The sequence below is a fragment of the Mycobacterium kyorinense genome (assembly GCF_001672775.1).
GTDB lineage: Bacteria > Actinomycetota > Actinomycetes > Mycobacteriales > Mycobacteriaceae > Mycobacterium > Mycobacterium kyorinense_A.
The window spans coordinates 1-20,509 of record NZ_LZKJ01000088.1; the positions used below are offsets into that span (position 1 = coordinate 1).

The 20,509-nt window shown below is 68.2% G+C and carries 18 protein-coding genes and 1 pseudogene; 14 read left to right on the forward strand and 5 right to left on the reverse strand.

The window, feature by feature from the left end:
* On the reverse strand, positions 1–360 hold a 360-nt coding region (locus A5707_RS09615), incomplete at its 3' end, for an electron transfer flavoprotein subunit beta/FixA family protein (RefSeq protein WP_419866407.1).
* Here A5707_RS09615 and A5707_RS09620 point away from each other — a divergent pair.
* The 5 genes and pseudogenes from A5707_RS09620 to A5707_RS09640 form a co-directional block, all read left to right on the forward strand.
* Positions 361–774, forward strand: a pseudogene (locus A5707_RS09620) (electron transfer flavoprotein subunit beta/FixA family protein); the annotation flags it as partial. It abuts the gene before it with no gap.
* Between the two features lie 33 nt (positions 775–807).
* Positions 808–1,764, forward strand: a complete 957-nt coding sequence (locus tag A5707_RS09625; protein ID WP_065014275.1) for an electron transfer flavoprotein subunit alpha/FixB family protein — start codon at positions 808–810, stop codon at positions 1,762–1,764.
* Between the two features lie 10 nt (positions 1,765–1,774).
* The gene (locus A5707_RS09630) at positions 1,775–4,564 is read left to right on the forward strand and encodes a helix-turn-helix transcriptional regulator (protein WP_232000683.1); all 2,790 of its coding nucleotides are present in this window, start codon (positions 1,775–1,777) and stop codon (positions 4,562–4,564) included.
* Positions 4,565–4,654: 90 nt separating this feature from the next.
* The gene (locus tag A5707_RS09635; RefSeq protein WP_065014276.1) at positions 4,655–5,398 is read left to right on the forward strand and encodes an SDR family oxidoreductase; all 744 of its coding nucleotides are present in this window, start codon (positions 4,655–4,657) and stop codon (positions 5,396–5,398) included.
* Positions 5,395–6,120, forward strand: a complete 726-nt coding sequence (locus A5707_RS09640; RefSeq protein ID WP_065014277.1) for an SDR family NAD(P)-dependent oxidoreductase — start codon at positions 5,395–5,397, stop codon at positions 6,118–6,120. The genes A5707_RS09635 and A5707_RS09640 overlap by 4 nt, the downstream gene beginning before the upstream one ends.
* Here the strand turns inward: A5707_RS09640 and A5707_RS09645 are convergent.
* Positions 6,117–7,922, reverse strand: a complete 1,806-nt coding sequence (locus A5707_RS09645; RefSeq protein ID WP_065014278.1) for a flavin-containing monooxygenase — start codon at positions 7,920–7,922, stop codon at positions 6,117–6,119. The genes A5707_RS09640 and A5707_RS09645 overlap by 4 nt on opposite strands.
* 52 nt (positions 7,923–7,974) lie before the next feature.
* Positions 7,975–8,817, reverse strand: coding sequence for a metal-dependent hydrolase (locus A5707_RS09650; protein ID WP_065014279.1), 843 nt, complete (start codon positions 8,815–8,817; stop codon positions 7,975–7,977).
* A 73-nt stretch (positions 8,818–8,890) separates the two neighbouring features.
* Here A5707_RS09650 and A5707_RS09655 point away from each other — a divergent pair, with 73 nt between their 5' ends.
* From A5707_RS09655 to mnmA, 3 genes are read left to right on the forward strand one after another with little or no spacing between them, the layout of a single operon-like run.
* Positions 8,891–9,529 carry a TetR/AcrR family transcriptional regulator gene (locus A5707_RS09655; RefSeq protein WP_197495298.1) on the forward strand — a complete coding sequence of 213 codons (639 nt, stop codon included), beginning with the start codon at positions 8,891–8,893 and terminating at the stop codon, positions 9,527–9,529.
* Positions 9,530–9,550: 21 nt separating this feature from the next.
* The gene (locus tag A5707_RS09660) at positions 9,551–10,729 is read left to right on the forward strand and encodes a cysteine desulfurase family protein (protein WP_065014280.1); all 1,179 of its coding nucleotides are present in this window, start codon (positions 9,551–9,553) and stop codon (positions 10,727–10,729) included.
* Positions 10,726–11,799, forward strand: a complete 1,074-nt coding sequence (mnmA, locus tag A5707_RS09665; protein WP_065014281.1) for a tRNA 2-thiouridine(34) synthase MnmA — start codon at positions 10,726–10,728, stop codon at positions 11,797–11,799. Before A5707_RS09660 ends, mnmA begins: the two co-directional genes overlap by 4 nt.
* A gap of 11 nt (positions 11,800–11,810) precedes the next feature.
* Here the strand turns inward: mnmA and A5707_RS09670 are convergent, their stop codons facing one another.
* Positions 11,811–12,428 carry a sensor domain-containing protein gene (locus A5707_RS09670; RefSeq protein ID WP_065014282.1) on the reverse strand — a complete coding sequence of 206 codons (618 nt, stop codon included), beginning with the start codon at positions 12,426–12,428 and terminating at the stop codon, positions 11,811–11,813.
* Positions 12,429–12,468: 40 nt separating this feature from the next.
* Between A5707_RS09670 and A5707_RS09675 the strand changes: the two genes are divergently transcribed.
* Genes A5707_RS09675 through A5707_RS09685 form a run of 3 tightly spaced genes read left to right on the forward strand, consistent with a single transcriptional unit; the run spans position 12,469 to position 16,517 of the window.
* Positions 12,469–13,482 carry a methionine synthase gene (locus A5707_RS09675; protein WP_065014283.1) on the forward strand — a complete coding sequence of 338 codons (1,014 nt, stop codon included), beginning with the start codon at positions 12,469–12,471 and terminating at the stop codon, positions 13,480–13,482.
* 39 nt (positions 13,483–13,521) lie between these two features.
* A complete protein-coding gene (gene ligA / locus A5707_RS09680; RefSeq protein WP_065014284.1) occupies positions 13,522–15,588 on the forward strand; it encodes an NAD-dependent DNA ligase LigA in 2,067 nt (688 codons plus the stop codon).
* A gap of 38 nt (positions 15,589–15,626) precedes the next feature.
* A complete protein-coding gene (locus tag A5707_RS09685; RefSeq protein ID WP_065014285.1) occupies positions 15,627–16,517 on the forward strand; it encodes a metal-dependent hydrolase in 891 nt (296 codons plus the stop codon).
* Between the two features lie 9 nt (positions 16,518–16,526).
* On the opposite strand, the gene A5707_RS09690 is transcribed toward A5707_RS09685, so the two are convergent.
* Complete coding sequence (locus A5707_RS09690) at positions 16,527–17,186, reverse strand: amino acid-binding protein (RefSeq protein WP_065014339.1); 660 nt, start codon at positions 17,184–17,186, stop codon at positions 16,527–16,529.
* Between the two features lie 235 nt (positions 17,187–17,421).
* Between A5707_RS09690 and gatC the strand changes: the two genes are divergently transcribed.
* From gatC to A5707_RS09705, 3 genes are all read left to right on the forward strand, one after another.
* The gene (gatC, locus tag A5707_RS09695) at positions 17,422–17,721 is read left to right on the forward strand and encodes an Asp-tRNA(Asn)/Glu-tRNA(Gln) amidotransferase subunit GatC (RefSeq protein ID WP_065014286.1); all 300 of its coding nucleotides are present in this window, start codon (positions 17,422–17,424) and stop codon (positions 17,719–17,721) included.
* Entirely contained in the window at positions 17,718–19,199 is a 1,482-nt protein-coding gene (gene gatA, locus A5707_RS09700; RefSeq protein WP_065014287.1) for an Asp-tRNA(Asn)/Glu-tRNA(Gln) amidotransferase subunit GatA, read from the forward strand. The genes gatC and gatA overlap by 4 nt, the downstream gene beginning before the upstream one ends.
* A gap of 98 nt (positions 19,200–19,297) precedes the next feature.
* A complete protein-coding gene (locus tag A5707_RS09705) occupies positions 19,298–20,329 on the forward strand; it encodes an ATP-dependent 6-phosphofructokinase (protein ID WP_065014288.1) in 1,032 nt (343 codons plus the stop codon).
* The last annotated feature ends 180 nt before the right edge of the window (positions 20,330–20,509 follow it).

Here is a 20,509-nt window from a genome sequence, read left to right on the forward strand (position 1 = left end):
CAACTTGCGCAGGTGGGTGAGCTGCGGCAAACCCAGGTACTCGGCGATGATGGCCGGCACCGCTCCGCCGACGCCGTCGGTGGACTCGTTGCCGGCGATCACCAGCTCGGTGCCCTCGATGGTGCCCAGCGCCCGGGCCAGCGCCCAACCGGTCTGCACGACGTCGGAGCCGTGCATCCCGTCGTCGAGCAGGTGGACGGCCTTGTCGGCACCCATCGACAGCGCCTTGCGGATCGCTTCGGTGGCGCGCTCCGGGCCCGCAGTCAGCACGGTCACCGAGCCCTCGGTTCCGTCGGCGGCCTCTTTCTCCCGGATGAGCAGCGCCTCTTCGACGGCGCGCTCGTTGATCTCGTCCAGCACGGCGTCGGCGGAGCGGTGCCGGCCATCATCGCCGAGTACCTGGGTTTGCCGCAGCTCACCCACCTGCGCAAGTTGTCGGTCGAGGGCGGCAAGATCACCGGTGAGCGGGAGACCGACGACGGCGTCTTCACCGTCGAGGCCTCGCTGCCGGCCGTGGTCAGCGTCAACGAGAAGATCAACGAGCCGCGCTTCCCGTCGTTCAAGGGCATCATGGCCGCCAAGAAGAAGGAAGTCACCAACTTGACGCTGGCCGAGATCGGCGTCGAAAGTGACGAGGTCGGGCTGGGCAACGCCGGGTCGAAGGTGCTGGCGTCGAACCCGAAGCCACCCAAAACCGCCGGTGAGAAGGTCACCGATGAGGGCGACGGCGGCACCAAGGTCGCCGAATACCTGGTCGGCCAGAAGATCATCTAAGACCCCTAGACGCGAAAGATACGGACATACCTCATGGCAGAAGTACTCGTGCTCGTCGAGCACGCTGAAGGTGCGCTGAAGAAAGTCACCTCCGAACTGATCACCGCCGCCCGCGCGCTGGGCGAGCCGGCCGCCGTCGTGCTCGGCGCGCCCGGAACGGCCGAGCCGCTGGTCGACGGATTGAAGTCGGCCGGCGCCGCCAAGATCTACGTCGGCGAATCCGAGACGGTCGACAACTACCTGATCACTCCGGCCGTCGACGTGCTGGCCGCGTTGGCCGAGTCGGCTTCCCCGGCGGGCGTGCTGTTGGCCGCCAGCGCCGACGGCAAGGAAATCGCCGGCCGGCTGGCCGCGCGGATCGGCTCGGGGCTGCTGGTCGACGTCGTCGACGTCCAGGCCGGCGGCAAGGCGGTGCACTCCATCTTCGGTGGCGCGTTCACCGTCGAGGCCGAGGTCACCGGCGACACCCCGGTAATCACCGTGCGGGCCGGCGCGATCGACGCCGAACCGGCCGACGGCGCCGGCGAGCAGGTCACCGTCGAGGTGCCCGAACCGGCCGAGAACGCCGCCAAGATCACTTCCCGTCAGCCCGCAGTCGCCGGCGATCGCCCGGAGCTGACCGAGGCCACCATCGTGGTGTCCGGTGGCCGTGGTGTCGGTAGCGCCGAGAACTTCAGCGTGGTCGAGGAATTGGCCGACGCGCTGGGCGCTGCGGTCGGTGCCTCGCGCGCCGCGGTGGACTCCGGCTACTACCCGGGCCAGTTCCAGGTGGGCCAGACCGGTAAGACGGTGTCGCCGCAGCTCTACATCGCGCTGGGCATCTCCGGCGCCATCCAGCACCGCGCCGGCATGCAGACCTCCAAGACGATCATCGCGGTCAACAAGGACGAAGAGGCGCCGATCTTCGAGATCGCCGACTACGGCGTGGTCGGCGACCTGTTCAAGGTCACCCCGCAACTGACCGAGGCGGTCAAGGCCCGCAAGGGTTAACTTTTGCTGCGTGAGCAGACGTAGAAGCCCCCGCACACCCGGTGTGTCGGGGGCTTTTGCGTCTGCTCGGCCTGCGCTCACCGGCCGCGGCGTCGAGTGTGCGCAGCTGGACGAACTCCTTGCCGCGGCCCGCACCGGCCACAGCCGGGTACTGGTCCTGCGTGGGGAAGCCGGCATCGGCAAGACGGCGCTGCTGGGGTACCTCAGCGACGCGGCCGCCGATTTCGAGGTGATCCGCGCGGCCGGAGTGGACTCCGATATGGAACTGGCCTACGCGGGGCTGCAGCAGCTGTGCACCCCGCTGATGGACCGCCTCGGAATACTGCCCGACCCGCAGCGCGAGGCGCTGTGTATCGCGTTCGGATTGAGCACCGGGCCCGCCCCGGACCGGTTTCTGGTCGGGCTGGCGGTGCTGGGACTGCTCGCCGCGGCCGCGGGGGACCGCCCGGTGTGCTGCGTCGTCGACGACGCCCACTGGCTGGATCGGGTTTCCGCCCAGACGCTGGGGTTCGTGGCGCGTCGGCTGCTGGCCGAGCCGATCGCGCTGGTGTGCGCGCTGCGCGAGCCCGTCGACGGGCTGACCGGGTTGCCCAAGCTGATGCTGCGCGGCCTGGCCGACCCAGACGCCCACGCGCTGCTGGAATCGGCGCTGCCCGGCCGGATCGACCCGCAGGTCGCCGACCGGATCGTCGCCGAAACCCACGGCAATCCGCTGGCGCTGGTGGAGCTGCCCCGCGGGTTGTCCGCCGCCGAGCTGGCCGGCGGCTACTACCGCCCGGACGTGCAGCCCGTCGCCGGGCAGATCGAACAGCACTTCCTGACCCAGATCCGGTCATTGCCGCACGACACCCAGCGGGTGCTGCTGGTGGCCGCCGCGGAGCCGGTGGGTGATGCGACGCTGCTGCTGCGGGCGGCCGAGTCGATGGGGATCGCCCCCGGTGCGCTGGCCCCGGCCGAGGAGGCCGGCCTCATCGACATCGGTGCACGAGTGCGGTTTCGCCATCCGCTGGTGCGTTCGGCGACCTATCGTGCGGCCACGGGTGCGGATCGCCGCGACGCCCACCGTGCACTGGCCGAGGTCACCGACCCGGCACACGACCCCGACCGTCGCGCCTGGCATCGCGCCTATGCGGCGGCCGCTCCCGACGAGTCCGTCGCCGCGGAGCTGGAACAATCCGCGGGCAGAGCTGCGCTGCGCGGTGGAACAGCCGCAGCGGCAGCGTTTTTGATCCGGGCCACCGAACTGACTCCCGACGCCGCGGTGCGCGGAGCCCGTGCGCTCGACGCCGCCGAGACCAAGCGCGCGTCGGCGGAACTCGACGCCGCCGGTGAGCTGCTGGGCATCGCGGAACTGGCGCCGCTGGACGAGTTGCAGCGAGCCAGGCTGGCGCGAATGCGCGCGCAGCTGACGTTCACCCGCAGCCGCGGCAGCGCCGATGCACCCGCGCTGATCAGTTCGGTGCATCAATTGTTCGACGCCGCAAAGGCTTTAGAGCCACTCGATGCCGCTATGGCGCAGGAGACCCTGTTGGAAGCGGTCAGCGCGGCCATGTACGCCGGCCGGCGGTTCGGCGCCGCGGCCCGCGAGGACACCGTGGCGGCCCTGCTCGCCCGGCCGCACACCGACTCCACCCGTCCGGCCGACCTGCTGCTGCGTGGCCTGACCATCCGGATCAGTAAGGGCTGCGCGGCCGGCGTGGCGCCGATGCGCGCGGCGGTTGCGGCGATTACCCCCGAAACCTGGTCGTGGCAGGCGTTTCCGATTGCTCACGAGGCTGTCGTGCACGATCTGTGGGACGACGAATCGTGGTATCGGATCGCCACCGACGCGGTGCGGGTCGCTACCGACAGCGGTGCGCTGGCGATGCTGCCGGCGGCGTTGACGACGCGCGCCGGTGTGCATGTGCAGGCCGGTGAATTCACGTCAGCGCGGGCGCTCATCGCCGACGCCCGAACCCTGTCCGCTGCTGCGGGCCACACGCCGGTGCGCTACCACGAACTGGCATTGGCGGCCTGGGTCGGTGACGAAGCAGAGACCACCGAGCTGATCGAGACCGCCACGCGCGACGCGGACGCACGCGGTGAGGGCCGGGTCAACGCCCTCGTCGGGTACGCCACCGCGGTGTTGCACATCGGGCTGGGCCACTATCCGGTGGCCTGCGCGGTGCTGCGTCAGGCATGCGAATACGAGGATCTGGGCCTGTACGGCTGGAATCTTTTCGAGCTGGTGGAGGCCGGCGTGCGCGCCGACGAACGCGCGATCGCTCTCGATGCGCTGGCCCAACTCGAGGATCGCACTCTGGCCGCCGGTACCGATTTCGCGCTGGGGGCGCTGGCCCGCTCGCGGGCACTGCTCAGTGAGGGCCACGCCGCCGAACAGCTCTACGTCGAGGCCATTGAGCGGCTGGGCCGCACCCGCATTGTGATACAGCTGGCCCGCGCGCACCTGGTGTACGGGGAATGGTTGCGCCGCGAGAAGCGCCGCACCGACGCGCGCGACCAACTGCGCACCGCCCACGAGATGTTCAGCCGGATGGGAGCTCACGCGTTCGCCGACCGCAGCCGGCGCGAACTGCAGGCGACCGGCGACACCACCAGCACGCGGCCAAGTGCCTCCGGTGGCGTGTTGACTCCCCAGGAGCAGCAGATCGCCGAACTGGCCGGCGCGGGTCTGACCAATCCCGAAATCGGTGCCCAGTTGTTCATCAGCGCACACACCGTCGAATGGCATCTGCGCAAGGTGTTCGCCAAGCTCGGAATCCGGTCGCGTCGCGAACTGCGCGACGGGCCCTGGCGTTAGACCACGGACTTTCCAGGGTTTCCCCACAGCCTTGCGGGTGCCAGTGTTGTCCCATCACCAACCGGGATTGACGAACTGGGAAGGGAACCAATGAAGATCACAGTGATGGGCGCCAGCGGACAGATCGGCTCCAAGGTCGTCGCGCTGCTGGGCGCCGCCGGCCACGAGACGGTGGCCGCTTCCCGCGATACCGGCGCCGACGTGCTCACCGGCACGGGCCTGGTGGAGGCGCTGTCGGGCGCCGACGTGTTGGTCGACGTGGTCAACTCGCCGAATTTCGACGACGATCCGGTGCTGAAGTTCTTCACCGCATCGGCGACCAACCAAGTGGCCGCGGCCAAGACCGCCGATGTCGGTCACTATGTCGCGCTGTCGATCGTGGGCTGCGACGGCCTGCCCGACAGCGGGTACATGCGCGCCAAGGTGGCCCAGGAGCGCATCATCGCCGACTCGGGGCTGCCGTACACGATCGTGCGCGCCACCCAATTCCACGAGTTCGCCGACGCGATCACGGCATCGTTAACCGCCAACGGTGAAGTGCGGGTGCCCGAAGGGCTGATCCAGCCGATCGCCGGCGCCGATGTGGCCGCCGAAGTGGCCCGCGCTGCGCAGGGGGCGCCGGTCGACGGCATCGTCAACATCGGGGGACCGGAGAAGATGAGCTTCGCCGAGTTGGCCAAGCTGGCGCTGGCGCACCGCGACGAGGATCTGCCGATTGTCGTTGACCCGTCGGCGGTCTACTTCGGCACCCAGGTTGGTGACACCGGGCTGGTCACCGGAGAGGACGCCGTGTTGGCCAGCACCCGGTTGGCTGATTGGCTGGCAGCGCAGTGAGTGAACTGCACGGCGAGACCGCGCTGGTGACCGGAGGGACGGCGGGCATCGGCCTCGAGTCCGCTCGGCTGCTTGCGGCTGAGGGCGCCGCGGTGATCATCACGGGGCGCTCCCGTGACCGCGGCGCCGCGGCCGTCGCCGAACTGGGCGCCGGGGCGCGTTTCGTGGCCGCCGACTTGTCGGACCTGGAGTCGGTGAAAGCCCTTGTCCGGCAATGCGGTGACGTGGACATCGTGGTGAACAACGCGGCCAGCTTCCCCGGTGCGTTGACCGTGGAACAGGACGTCGCATCGTTCGAATCGACCTTCGACACCAACGTGCGCGGCGCCTACTTCCTGGTTGCGGCTTTGGTCCCGGGCATGTTGCGCCGCGGACACGGCAGCATCGTCAACGTCACCACGATGGCCGCGTTCAAAGGCATCCCCGGCGCTTCGAGTTACAGCGCGTCCAAGGCCGCGCTGGAATCGCTGACCCGCACCTGGGCCGCCGAATTCGGACCACGCGGGGTACGGGTCAACAGCGTCGCGCCCGGCCCCACCGCCACCGCCGGCGTCGCCGCCGAGTGGGGCGACACCAATGACGAACTGGGCCGGGCGCTACCACTCGGTCGCACCGCCAACCCAGCCGAGATTGCTCAGGCTGTGCTGTTTTTGGCCTCGCCTCGCTCGAGCTTCATCACCGGCTCCACCCTGCACGCCGATGGCGGCGGTGCCGCTGCCTAAACGTCGACGTCGCCGGCGACGGTCGTCATCAACGGGCGGCCCTCAGCGGCCCATATCTCAAGCCCATCAAGGTTGCCGGCGTCCCGCCACGCGGCGAGAATGTCGGCGTATTCGGTTGGGCTGCCGAAAAAGAAGCTGTCCTGGTTGAGCCTCTTGTTCGCTTGGCCCTCGCGGTTGTAGTAGCCCGGTGTGCACGACTCACGCCGTCCGGCGATGACGCTGGAGCGCTGCACCACAGCGTCGACCCATGCTGCCTCGGCGTCGGCGGTGGCCTCCAACTCCGCCACGCCGTGCTGCAATGCCCAGGCGATCACCCACGCGATGTGGCGGGACTGGGTGTCGATGAGGTAGGGGAAGTTCACTGTAAACCCGGACTGCGCGATGCTTTCGATAAAGCAGTTCGGGAATCCGTTGATCTGCAGGCCGTGGAATGTGCATATCCCGTCGGCCCATTTGTCGGTGAGGGTGCCACCGTCGCGGCCGACGACCTCGAAGCCGGTTCGTTGCCGGTAATCGGTGCCGACTTCGAATCCGGTGGCGAAAATCAAGCAGTCCAAGTCGTATTCGACGCCGTCGACGACGACACCGTTCTCGTTGATTTGGTCGACCCCGCGGCCGCGAGTATCGGCCAAGGTGACATTGGGGAGGTTGAACGCCTGCAGGTATTCGTCGTGGAAACACGGCCGCTTGCAGTAATACCCGTACCAGGGTTTAAGCGCCTCGGCGGTGGCGGGATCGGTGACCAGCGAATCCACCCGGGCCCGAATCTCTTCCATCTTCGCGAAATCGGCCAGCTCCGCCGCGTTCGCACCGTCGGCGTTCACGATCGGCATCTTCTTGGTGAGGCTGGTCCAGGCGTCGTCGACCAGATCCTCGTCGGATTGTCCTCCTGCCGTGAGGATTTGGAAATTCTCCATCCGTCGCCGTTGCCAGCCCGGCTGCAACGCCGCTGCCCAGTGCGGATCGGTGGGCCGATTGGCCCGCACGTCGACCGTTGACGGGCTCCGCTGGAAGACGACGAGGCGCCGGGCCGCTTCGGCGAGGCGGGGAACACACTGGATGGCTGTCGCGCCGGTCCCGATGATGCCCACCCGCTTGTCTGACAATCTGGCGAGTTCTGGGCCCGTGTAATCGTAATCCCACCGACTGGTATGGAAGGCGTGGCCGCTGAAATTCGTAATACCCGGAATCCCTGGCAGTTTCGGCTTCTGCAGATACCCGTTGGCCATCGCCACGAACCTGGCGCGGATACGATCGCCACGATCGGTACTGATAACCCATCGTGATTCTGCTGGATTCCAACGGATTTCGCGCACCTCGGTCTGCAGGCAGGCGTTTCGGTACAGGTCGTAGTGCTCGGCGATGCGGCGGCAGTGGGCGAAGATTTCCGCCCCCTTGGCATACTTCTCGGTCGGGATATAACCGAGCTCCTCCAGCAGCGGTAGGTAGACGTAGGATTCGACGTCGCAGGCGATACCGGGATAGCGGTTCCAGTACCAGGTGCCGCCGACGTCAGCGGCTTTGTCGATCAGCCGGACGTCGTCGACGCCGAGTTCTTTCAACCTCGCGCCGATGAGTAACCCTCCGAAACCGGCGCCGACGACCGCCACGTCGACCGCGTCGGTCAGCGGCTCGCGTGTGAAGCCGGGATCAGCCCACGGGTCGTCGCCGAATCGGGCGAACGCGCCGCTGATTTCGACATATTGATCGATTCCGTCCGGCCGCAACCGTCGTCGGCGTTCTTCGGCGTATTTGGCGCGCAGCGCAGCGGGATCGAAAGTCGCGCCGTCGACGTTGGCCACGGCTGAATAGTGAACTAATTTTCACGACACGGCAATGCCTGCCGTAGCAGGCTTACTGCGCCTGGATGAGCTGCGTTCCGTCCGCGTCGAAGAGTTCCTTGGACCAGCGGTCGAGGAGTTCGGTGCTGTCCCAGTCGTTCGGGTGGAAACCCGGGCGGGTGTAGGCGGCGATGCGACGACGGGTCTCGGCGCTCAGCAATGGCGATTTGCGGAAATCGTTGAGACTGCGCAGCAGCCGCCGCGGGTTGTAGGACGCGCGATCGCGGGCCATCGACCGGACCGTCTGGATGACCATCTCGACCAGGAAGATCACGGTGGCTATCCGCATGGCCCGCACCCGGGTCCGCTCGGTTCCGCCGGCGGCTTGGTAGACATCGAAGGCCACCGCTTTGTGTTCACACTCTTCGAAAGCGTGCCACAGCAGGATCTGGCGCACGTCCGATCGGTCGAGCAGGTCAAGCATCTCGTCGTCGGTGAGCAGGAGCTCCGCCAACGTCGCGGTGTAGTGCTCCAGGGCGGCGGTGCCGGCCAGAGCCATCTCCGTGGAGAACATCTTTTCCAGCTTGGCGAGCAACCATGTGACGTGGCGGTCCATCCGCTCGGTGGGATAGCCCATGTCCTGGAGTCGCTCGTTGAGCATCCGGTGTTGGTGGCGGTGGGTGGCCTCCTGGGCGATGAATCCCTTGACCGCCTGCTGCAGTTCCGGGTCGGTGATCTGGTCGCGATAGTTGCGCACGGACCGGATGAAAAAGTCCTCGCCCTCGGGAAACGCCGCAGACAGCATCGCCATGAAGTGGCTCATCACCAGGTCGTCGCCGGCGTAATGCTTGCGGGCGCCGGTGGGAAGCGTGAACTGGACGCGACGGGCCTTCAGTGCGGGGGGCTTGCTCGGCATACCGGTCTCCTGTCGTTACGAAGCTCACATCTGACTTTACGCCTAGTCAGATAAGAATGACAGACTGTAGCCCGTGAGTCCGGCGCGGATCTATGGCGGCATGACCGCCGAACAGCGCGAAGCCGGGCGACGGGCGCGCCTGATTGACACGGCGATCGAGCTGATGGGAACCCGAGGCGCCGCGGACACCACGGTGACCGCCGTCTGCGCCACGTCCGGGGTCACCTCGCGCTACTTCTACCAGCACTTCGCCGACCGCGACGCGTTGCTGCGCGCAGTGGCCGAGCAACTGCGCATCACCATGCAAGAGGCCATCGTGGCGGCCATTCCCCACGGGAGCGCTGCGGCCGATGCATTGGCGCAAGCCCCGATTCGCGCGCTGTTGATGATGATGCACAACGATCCACGGCTGGGCCGGATTCTGTTCGTGGAGTCCGGCACCGAGCCCACCCTGCGCCAACTGCGCAGCGAGCTGATGGCCAGCTTCGCCGATTTGGTCTGGCAACAGGCCCGGCTGCACCTGAACATCTCCGATGCCGCGGTCAAAGTCGGCGAACTGGCCGCGATCGTGGGCGTCGGCGGAGTGTTCGAAGTGTTGCGCCGCTGGGCCGACGGCGAACTCGACTACACCCCGGATCAGCTCGTCGAGCACTGCGCGGGGTTGCTGGGCAGTCTCGCCGGCTACGTCCTGGCAGACCGGCCCGCCGAATAGCGTCGGTATTCTGGGCGGGTCATGGTCTACCTGGATCACGCCGCGACCACCCCGATGCATCCCGCTGCTATCGAGGCGATGACGGCTGTGCTGGGTACCGTCGGCAACGCCTCCTCGCTGCACACCACGGGCCGGGCGGCGCGACGGCGGATGGAGGAGTCCCGCGAGCTGATCGCGGCCAAGCTGGGTGCGCGCCCGTCCGAGGTGATCTTCACCGCCGGCGGCACCGAGAGCGACAACCTGGCCGTCAAGGGCATCTACTGGGCACGCCGCGACGCCCAGCCGCGACACCGCCGCATCGTCACCACCGCCGTCGAGCACCACGCCGTGCTGGATGCGGTGGGCTGGCTGGCCGAGCACGAAGGTGCCGAGATCAGCTGGCTGCCCACAGCCGCCGACGGCTCGGTGTCACCGGCTGCGCTGCGCGACGCGTTGGAAACCCACGACGACGTGGCGCTGGTGTCGGTGATGTGGGCCAACAACGAAGTCGGCACCATCATGCCGATCGCCGAGCTCGCCGCGATCGCCGCGGAATTCGATGTGCCCATGCACAGCGACGCCGTGCAGGCGGTCGGTCAGCTGCCGGTCGACTTCGCGGCCAGCGGGTTGTCCGCGCTGAGTATGGGGGCACACAAGTTCGGTGGCCCTCCCGGTGTCGGCGCATTACTACTTCGCCGAGACGTCTCCTGCGTCTCGCTGTCACACGGTGGTGGCCAAGAGCGTGACATCCGTTCTGGCACACCAGATGTCGCGGGCGCCGTCGCAATGGCCGCCGCCGTGCAGATCGCGGTCGACGGGCTGGAGGCCACCAGTGCCCGGCTGCGCGCGTTACGCGACCGGCTGATCGACGGTGTGCTGGCCGAAGTCGACGACGTTCGCGTCAACGGCGCCCGCGAGCCGCGGCTGCCGGGCAACGCCCACTTCACCTTCGAAGGATGCGAAGGCGATGCGCTGCTGATGTTGTTGGACGCCAACGGAATCGAGTGCTCGACCGGGTCTGCCTGTACGGCCGGGGTACCCCAGCCGTCGCACGTTCTGTTGGCGATGGGCGCCGACCCGGCCAGCGCCCGTGGATCCCTGCGACTGTCGTTGGGGCACACCAGCACCGAAGCCGACATCGATGCTGCCCTGCGGGTGCTGCCGGGTGCGGTATCCCGCGCGCGGCAGGCCGCGTTGGCCGCAGCGGGGGTGGCCCGATGAAGGTGCTGGCCGCAATGAGCGGCGGCGTGGACTCCTCGGTGGCCGCCGCGCGGATGGTCGACGCCGGCCACGATGTGGTCGGTGTGCATCTGGCGCTGTCGCAAGCACCTGGGACGCTGCGTACCGGCTCGCGGGGCTGCTGCTCCAAGGAGGATGCCGGCGATGCCCGCCGTGTCGCCGACGTGCTCGGAATCCCGTTCTACGTTTGGGATTTCGCCGACAAGTTCAAAGAAGACGTGATCGACGACTTTGTCTCGTCCTACGCGCGGGGAGAAACCCCCAACCCCTGTGTGCGGTGCAACGAGCGGATCAAGTTCTCGGCGCTGGCAGCCCGCGCGCTTGCGCTGGGTTTCGACACGGTGGCCACCGGGCACTATGCCCGGCTGTCCGATGGCCGGCTGCGCCGCGCCGTCGACCGTGACAAGGACCAGTCCTACGTGCTGGCGGTGCTCACCGCCGAGCAGTTGCGCCACGCCGCGTTCCCGATCGGCGACACCGCCAAGCCGCAGATCCGCGCGGAGGCCAACCGCCGCGGTCTTGCGGTGGCCGAGAAACCGGACAGCCACGACATCTGCTTCATCCCGTCCGGTGACACCCGGGCCTTCCTGGGCGCCCGTATCGGAGTGCGGCGGGGCACCGTGGTCGACGGCCAGGGCACCGTGCTGGCCGAGCATGACGGGGTGCACGGCTTCACCATCGGGCAGCGCAAGGGCCTGGGCATCGCCGGCCCCGGCGCCGACGGCCGCCCGCGCTACGTCACCGCCATCGACGCTGAGAGCGGCACAGTGCGGGTGGGCGCAGCGGCCGACCTCGACGTGTGGAAACTGACCGGCCACCAACCCGTGTTCACCGCCGGCACGGCCCCGTCCGGGCCCGTCGAATGCGCGGTCCAGGTACGCGCGCACGGCGACACCGTCGACGCCGTCGCGGCAGTGGCCGGCGACCGGCTCGACGTGAATTTGCGGGCACCGCTGCGCGGGGTGGCACCCGGTCAGACCTTGGTGCTCTACCGTCGCGATCCCGACGGCGATGAGGTGATCGGCAGCGCCACGATCGCCGACGCGTCCTGAGCTCTTCGCCGCTAAGGGACGTTGGCGGCGATGTTGGTCATCACCAGCTCGGACACCGATTCCGGGAACCCGCAGAAGGTGACCTCCATCAACACCACCGACTTGACCCGGTAGTCGCGCCCGCAGTCGCCCGGCCGGGTCTGCAGCGACTGGGCGTCGGCGCGCCAACGGCCGACGAATGCCTTGCCGACCGAACTGGAGCCGCAGTGGTCGACGGTTTCGACCAGGGCGTCGAAGGCGCGCTGCGCGGTGTCGGCATCACGGTAGGCGGCGGCGCCTTCAGAGATCAGCCCGCCCCGCGGCGGGTACTGAAAGGTGGTCTTGTGGAACTCTTCGACGTCTTGCCCGAAGGTAATGGTCTCGGCGTAGACGAACCGGCACTCCGGCGGCGCGGTGTCGGCAAGCGTGTCGATGTCGATCGGCGACTTGCCATCCATCGACGGGATGATCGTCAGCCGCTCGTCGGCGCCGGTGATCGCGCGCATCCGGAACTGGTCGAGGAGGACCCGGTCGACGTCGACACTTGGAACGGGTCCAGCACCGAACGCCGGTAGCGCCGTGCCGCCCACCACTCGCGTACATGCTGCGGCCAGCAACGCCGCACCACACATCAGCAGTGGGCGCCACATTGTCTCAAGGGTAGTCGCGGGCTGCCAGTACGGTTGGCCGGTGAGCGTTTTCGCAACCGGCAGCGGAACCGGGTCGTGGCCGGGAACTTCTGCGCGGCAGGCCGCCGAGGTGGTGGTCGGCGAGTTGGCGGGCGCGCTGGCCCATCTCGTCGAATTGCCCGCCAGGGGAGTGGGCGCCGACACCATCGGGCGAGCGGGCGGACTGTTGATCGATGTGGCCATCGACACCGTGCCGCGCGGCTACCGCATCACCGCCCGCCCCGGCGCGGTCACCCGTCGGGCCGCCAGCCTGCTCGACGAGGACATCGACGCGCTGGAAGAGGCCTGGGAGACGGCGGGCCTGCGTGGCAGCGGGCGTGCGGTCAAGGTGCAGGCGCCCGGGCCGGTAACGCTGGCCGCCGAGTTGGAGCTGGCCAACGGGCACCGCGCGATCACCGACGCGGGCGCGGTGCGCGATCTGGCCGCGTCGCTGGCCGAAGGCGTCGCCGCACACCGCGCCACGGTGTCGCGCCGGCTGGACACCCCGGTCGTGGTGCAGTTCGACGAGCCGTCGCTGCCGGCGGCGCTGGCCGGGCGGCTGGCGGGTGTGACCGCGCTGAGCCCGGTGCATCCGATCGACGAGGCGCTCGCCACCACGCTGCTCGACAGCTGTGCTGCCGCCGCCGGAGCCGACGTGATGGTGCATAGCTGCGCAGCCGAATTACCGTGGAAGGTGTTGTTGCGTAGCGGTATTCACGCGGTATCGGTGGATGCTGCAACATTGCAGGCTGCCGATTTGGACGGGCTCGCCGAGTTCGTCGACGCGGGCCGCACGGTCATGCTGGGGGTGGTCGCCGCGGAGGCGCCGACGCGGCGGCCCTCGGTAGAAGAGGTCGCCGCCACTGCGGTCGCCGTGATCGACCGGCTCGGCTTCGCCCGATCGGCCTTGCGCGAGCGGATCGGCATCAGCCCGGCCTGCGGCCTGGCCGGCGCGACCCCCGCGTGGGCCCGCGCGGCCGTCGAGTTGGCCCGCAACGTTGCCGAGGCGTTCGTCGATGACCCCGAGGCGATCTGAGGTGGTCGCCATGTCAGCGCCCTCCGATAGCCTGCCAAGGTGAGCTCACCAGAAGCTGACCCGGTCCCGCCCGACGTGCGGCGGCAATGGCGCGAACTGGCCGACGAGGTGCGCGAACACCAGTTCCGCTACTACGTGCGCGACGCCCCGATCATCACCGACGCCGAGTTCGACACGCTGCTGCGGGAGTTGGCCGCGCTCGAGGAGCGCTATCCCGAGTTGCGGACCCCGGACTCGCCCACTCAGCTGGTCGGCGGCGCCGGGTTTGCCACCGAGTTCACCGAAGCCGAGCATCTGGAGCGGATGCTGTCGCTGGACAACGTGTTCAGCAGCGAGGAGTTCGACGCCTGGGCGGCGCGGGTGCGCGCCGAGATCGGCACCGACGCGCACTACCTGTGCGAGCTCAAAATCGACGGGGTCGCCCTGTCATTGGTGTACCGAAACGGGCGCCTGGCTCGCGCGGCGACCCGCGGTGACGGCCGCACCGGCGAAGACGTCACGCTCAACGCGCGCACCATCGACGACGTGCCCGCCCAGCTGACCGCCAGCGACGACTATCCGGTACCCGATGTCCTCGAAGTGCGTGGCGAGGTGTTCTTTCGGCTCGCCGACTTCGAGGCGCTCAACGCCGCGTTGGTCGAGGACGGCAAGACGCCGTTTGCCAACCCGCGCAACAGTGCTGCGGGCTCGCTGCGCCAGAAGGATCCCGCGGTGACCGCTCGCCGCAAGCTGCGGATGATCTGCCACGGCCTGGGCCGCACCGAGGGATTTCGACCGGCCACGCTGCACGACGCCTATCTGGCGTTGCGGGCCTGGGGTCTGCCGGTCTCCGAGCACACCGCCCGGGTCGACGGGCTGGCCGGCGCACACGAGCGCATCACGTACTGGGGAGAGCACCGCCACGACGTCGAGCACGAAATCGACGGTGTCGTCGTCAAAGTCGACGAAGTCTCGCTGCAGCGCCGGCTGGGTTCGACGTCACGCGCGCCGCGGTGGGCGATCGCCTACAAGTACCCGCCCGAGGAGGCGCAGACCAAGCTGCTGGACATCCGCGTCAACGTCGGCCGCACCGGGCGGGTCACCCCGTTCGCCTACATGACGCCGGTGAAGGTGGCCGGCTCGACGGTCGGGCTGGCCACCCTGCACAACGCGTCGGAGGTCGGGCGCAAGGGCGTGCTCATCGGTGACACCGTGGTGATCCGCAAGGCCGGTGACGTGATCCCCGAAGTGCTCGGTCCCGTCGTCGACCTGCGAGACGGCTCAGAACGCGAATTCGTCATGCCCACGACGTGTCCCGAATGCGGGACGACGTTGGCTCCGGCCAAGGAGGGCGATGCCGACATCCGCTGCCCTAACTCGCGGTCCTGTCCGGCGCAGCTGCGCGAGCGGGTTTTTCACGTCGCCGGTCGTGGCGCACTCGACATCGAGGGCCTGGGCTACGAGGCGGCCATCGCGCTGTTGAAGGCGCACGTCATCACCGACGAGGGCGATCTGTTCACCCTCACCGAAGACGACCTGCTGCGCACCGACTTGTTCCGGACGAAAGCCGGTGCGCTGTCGGCCAACGGCAACCGCCTGCTGGCCAACCTGGACAAGGCGAAGAAGCAGCCGTTGTGGCGGGTGCTGGTCGCGTTGTCGATCAGGCATGTGGGCCCGACCGCCGCACGTGCACTGGCCACCGAGTTCGGCAGCCTGGACGCGATCACGGCGGCGTCGACGGAGCAATTGGCCGCCGTGGAGGGGGTGGGCCCGACGATCGCCGCCGCGGTCACCGAGTGGTTCACCGTCGACTGGCATTGCGCGATCGTCGACAAGTGGCGCTCGGCGGGGGTGCGGATGGCCGACGAGCGCGACGCCAGCGTGCCCCGCACTTTGGAGGGGCTGTCCATTGTGGTCACCGGCTCGTTGACCGGCTTCTCGCGTGACGACGCCAAGGAGGCCATCGTGACCCGCGGCGGCAAGGCCGCCGGCTCAGTGTCGAAAAAGACGGCTTACGTGGTGGCCGGCGATTCGCCCGGCTCCAAATACGACAAGGCCGTCGAACTGGGTGTGCCGATTCTCGACGAGGACGGATTTCGAAAGTTGTTGGCCGACGGGCCGTACTAACCTGAACAGGTCGGGGCCATGTTGGACGGGGATTGCCGATGACTCAGGTCGAGATACACCAAGACGGATGGCCGACGTATCGCCGGAAAGTTCGCTTCGACTGGTCGGACACCCCGCTGCACTGGGTGCCCGGCGACCCGTTCTCCACCCACATGATGAACGTGCTGCACTTGTTGTTGCCGGCGGGCGAGCGGTGGTTCATCCAGGTCGTCAACGAGGCCGAGCCGATGGTGGACGATCCGGGTTTGCGGGCGGCCATCAAGCCATTCATCCAGCAGGAATCGTGGCATGCCTTTGCCCACCAGTTGGTGCTCGACCACTTGGCGGAGCAGGGCATCGATACCACGGCGTACACCGAAAATCTCCAGAAATGGTTGTCCAGACTCGGTGATCAGCGTCCGAATTGGCCGAAGCCACTGCAGCGGTGGTGGCTGTACCGGCGCCTGGCGGTCGTCGCGGCGCTCGAACACTTCACCGCGGTGTTGGGGCAGTGGGTGATTCAAAACGGTGGCCTCGACTACGCCGGAGCCAACCCGGTCATGCTCGACTTGCTGCGCTGGCACGGCGCCGAGGAGATCGAGCACCGGTCACTGGTGTTCGACGTCTATCAAAACCTCTGCGGCAACTATCTGCTGAGGGCGTCGACGATGCTGGCCACCGCGCCGATTTTCTTGTTCCGCTGGCTCGCGGGAGCGCGGTTCTTGATGGCCCGCGACCCAACCGTCGACGCCAAACCACGCTGGCGAGACTGGCTGCGCGCCGCCCGGCAATACCGACTGCCGGGGCCGTGGCAGCTGATCGTGACCGCGCAACTCCGCTATCTACGGCCCAGCCATCACCCCAGCACCGAGGCGTCCACCCAGATGGCGATGGAATATCTGCAGCATTCGCCTGCTGCTCGCGCTGCCCGCGAACGGGCCAAAGGCTAAGCCGCGCGCTCAGCGCAGCAGCGTCGCCACGATGCCGGCCAGGTAGCCGAGCCGCGCCACCTCCGACGGCCGGAAGGCCGGACCGCCCGGTCGCCCCAGCAACACCGCGGTATGCGGTTCGCCCAGTGGCGCCGCGACCAGGGTGGTGTCCATATCGCGCCACAGCTGCGGCACCCAGTTCGCGGTGCCGTCGAGAGCGATGGCACGTTCGAGCGGTAGCCATGGCGCCTCGTCGAGCTGGGTTTCCGGGGCGCCGCGGCTGCCGACGACGAACTGAAGTTGTTCGCCCGAACGGCGCAGCACCGCACACCAGCCCACCCGCAGGACGCGCGGTGCCTCGTCGGCCAGCACCTGCAGCTTGGCCGCCGTGTCGCCGGCAGCGGCGATGTGATCGATGAGCTCCAGCTCGCGGTGTGCCTCCAGCAGCCCGGTGTGCGGGCGAACGCTGTCTACCCACACCCCGCTGAGCGCTTCAGCGGCGGTGATCAATCTGTCCGGCATCGACCCGGCTGGCAGGTCGACCACCAGGTCGTCGATCGCATAGCCGGAGCCGCGCTCGACCACGTCGAGCGACAAGATGTCGGCGCCCGCCGAGCCCAGCGCGACCGCCAGCGAGCCGAGGCTACCCGGTCGATCGGCCAGCCGGACCCGCAGCAGATAGGAAGGCACGCGCACACTGTCGCACAGCCGTCGACGCCCTGCCCGCCGAGCGTCACGCTACCGTCACGCTCGGCGCCGAACGTCACGCTAACTTCACGCTCGACGGCGCCGGGCGCGGCTGGATGGCCCGGCTCCTCCTCATCGCGCTGCGCGCTCTGCATCGTCGCCGGGCGCGGCTGGATGGCCCGGCTCCTCCTCATCGCGCTGCGCGCTCTGCATCGTCGCCGAGCTAGGCTGAACCCCCGTGTCCCAGATCTCCCGTGACGAGGTGGCCCACCTGGCCCGGCTGGCCCGGCTGGCGTTGACCGACGCCGAACTGGACAGCTTCGCCGGCCAACTCGACGCCATCCTGACCCACGTCAGCGCGATCCAGGCCGTCGACGTCGCCGGCGTCGAACCGACCGACAACCCGCTCAAGGACGTCAATGTGACCCGGCCCGACGAGCCCGCGCCGTGCCTGACTCAGCAGGAAGCACTCGACCAGGCCCCCGAAGCCGTCGACGGCCGCTTCGCCGTCCCGCAGATCCTCGGGGAAAGCCAGTGAGCGACATCCTTCGGTTGGACGCCGCGACGTTGGCCGCCAAGATCGCGGCCAACGAACTGTCGTCGGTGGAAATCACTCAGGCCTGCCTGGACCAGATCGAGGCCACCGATGATCGGTATCACGCCTTCTTGCATGTCGCAGCTGACAAAGCGTTGGCGGCAGCCGAGGCGGTCGACAAGGCAGTAGCCGCCGGCGACGAGCTGCCCTCCCCGTTGGCCGGGGTGCCGCTGGCGCTCAAGGATGTGTTCACCACCATCGACATGCCCACCACCTGCGGGTCGAAAATCCTGGACGGCTGGCGTTCGCCCTACGACGCCACCGTCACCGCCAGGCTGCGAGCAGCGGGCATTCCCATCCTCGGCAAGACCAACATGGACGAGTTCGCGATGGGCTCGTCGACGGAGAACTCCGCCTACGGCCCGACCCGCAACCCCTGGGACGTCGAACGGGTGGCCGGTGGTTCGGGCGGTGGCAGCGCTGCGGCGCTGGCGGCGTTTCAGGCGCCACTGGCCATTGGCACCGACACCGGCGGCTCGATCCGCCAGCCGGCCGCGCTGACAGCGACGGTCGGCGTCAAACCCACCTACGGCACCGTGTCGCGATACGGGCTGGTGGCCTGCGCGTCGTCGCTGGATCAGGGCGGTCCCTGTGCGCGCACCGTCTTGGACACCGCGCTGCTGCACCAGGTGATCGCCGGCCACGACGCCAAAGACTCGACGTCCATTGACGCCCCGGTGCCCGATGTCGTGGCCGCGGCCAAGGCCGGCGCGTCCGGCGACCTCAGCGGGGTGAGGGTCGGCGTTGTGCGACAGCTGCGGGGCGAGGGTTATCAGCCCGGCGTGCTGGAGTCGTTCCACGGTGCCGTCGAGCAGCTGACTGCGCTCGGCGCCGAGGTGACCGAAGTCGACTGTCCGCATTTCGATTACGCACTGGCCGCCTACTACCTGATCTTGCCGTCGGAGGTCTCCAGCAACTTGGCCCGCTTCGACGCCATGCGCTACGGGCTGCGGGTCGGCGACGACGGCACGCACAGCGCCGAGGAGGTCATGGCGCTGACCCGCGCCGCCGGGTTCGGTCCAGAGGTCAAGCGGCGCATCATGATCGGCACCTACGCATTGTCGGCGGGCTACTACGACGCCTACTACAACCAGGCGCAGAAGGTGCGCACACTGATCGCGCGTGATCTTGACGAGGCTTATCGATCCGTCGACGTGCTGGTGTCGCCGACCACACCGACCACCGCATTCGCACTCGGCGAGAAGGTCGACGACCCGCTGGCCATGTATCTGTTCGACCTGTGCACGCTGCCGCTGAACCTGTCCGGCCAGTGCGGGATGTCGGTGCCGTCCGGATTCGCGCCGGACGACAACCTACCGGTCGGGCTGCAAATCATGGCGCCGGCGCTGGCCGACGACCGGCTCTACCGGGTCGCGGCAGCCTACGAAACGGCCCGCGGCCCGCTGCCATCCGCGATCTAGTCGCTTCGCGCCGTCGAGATCGACGTCAGCGCGGAAAAGTTCGAGTGAAGGTGTCCCTAACGTCGATCTCGGCGCTCGCCACCCGGCAAGATGGGGCTATGCGGATCGGGGTTCTCACCGGAGGCGGCGACTGTCCAGGGCTCAACGCGGTCATCCGGGCGGTGGTGCGCACCTGCGACGCCCGGTACGGCTCGTCGGTGGTCGGGTTCCAGGACGGCTGGCGGGGGCTGTTGGAGAACCGCCGCCTCCAACTGCGCAACGACGACCGCAATGACCGACTGCTGGCCAAGGGCGGCACGATGCTCGGCACCGCCCGAGTGCATCCCGACAAACTGCGGGCCGGCCTGAACCAGATCAAGCAGACGCTGGATGACAACGGCATCGACGTGTTGATCCCGATCGGCGGTGAGGGCACGCTGACCGCCGCGCACTGGCTGTCCGAGGAGAACGTGCCCGTCGTCGGTGTGCCGAAGACGATCGACAACGACATCGACTGCACGGACGTGACTTTCGGCCATGACACGGCTCTGACTGTGGCCACCGACGCCATCGACCGCTTGCACAGCACCGCCGAATCGCATCAGCGGGTGATGCTGGTGGAGGTGATGGGCCGGCACGCCGGCTGGATCGCGCTGAACGCCGGGCTGGCCTCCGGCGCCCACATGACCCTGATTCCCGAACAACCCTTCGACATCGAAGAGGTGTGCCGACTGGTCAAGCAGCGTTTCCAACGCGGCGACTCGCACTTCATCTGCGTGGTCGCCGAGGGCGCCAAACCGGCCGCGGGTTCGATGACGCTGGCCGAAGGGGGCCTCGACGAGTTCGGTCACGAGCGGTTCACGGGGGTGGCCGCACAGCTGGCAGTCGAGGTCGAAAAGCGCATCAACAAAGACGTGCGGGTGACCGTGCTGGGCCACGTGCAGCGCGGCGGCACCCCGACCGCCTACGACCGGGTGCTGGCGACGCGGTTCGGTGTGAACGCCGCCGATGCCGCTCACGCCGGCGAATACGGTCAGATGGTGTCATTGCGGGGTCAGGACATCGGCCGGGTGCCGCTGGCCGACGCGGTGCGACAACTCAAGCTGGTACCGCAGAGCCGCTACGACGACGCCGCCGCCTTCTTCGGCTAGCGCAGGTCCTGTCGCCTGCTGTTTACCCGCGGGCCACGAATTCTTCACGAAATTCCAGATATTCCTTGGGTTTTCGACCCCTCAACCGGTGCTACGGTCGGGGTTATGAACAACCGCGGTACCGGTCGCGGCGTACTTCAACAGCCGGCCCCGTCGGCGCAATCGCAAGGTCCGCCGCCG

Bases quoted from the DNA above. Each gene is read 5' to 3' on its own strand.
- A5707_RS09660 (WP_065014280.1), top strand. From the start codon at position 9,551: ATGGTCTACCTGGATCACGCCGCGACCACCCCGATGCATCCCGCTGCT.
- A5707_RS09635 (WP_065014276.1), top strand. From the start codon at position 4,655: ATGAAGATCACAGTGATGGGCGCCAGCGGACAGATCGGCTCCAAGGTC.
- mnmA (WP_065014281.1), top strand. From the start codon at position 10,726: ATGAAGGTGCTGGCCGCAATGAGCGGCGGCGTGGACTCCTCGGTGGCC.
- A5707_RS09705 (WP_065014288.1), top strand. From the start codon at position 19,298: ATGCGGATCGGGGTTCTCACCGGAGGCGGCGACTGTCCAGGGCTCAAC.
- A5707_RS09685 (WP_065014285.1), top strand. From the start codon at position 15,627: ATGACTCAGGTCGAGATACACCAAGACGGATGGCCGACGTATCGCCGG.
- A5707_RS09650 (WP_065014279.1), bottom strand. From the start codon at position 8,817: ATGCCGAGCAAGCCCCCCGCACTGAAGGCCCGTCGCGTCCAGTTCACG.
- A5707_RS09670 (WP_065014282.1), bottom strand. From the start codon at position 12,428: ATGTGGCGCCCACTGCTGATGTGTGGTGCGGCGTTGCTGGCCGCAGCA.
- A5707_RS09625 (WP_065014275.1), top strand. From the start codon at position 808: ATGGCAGAAGTACTCGTGCTCGTCGAGCACGCTGAAGGTGCGCTGAAG.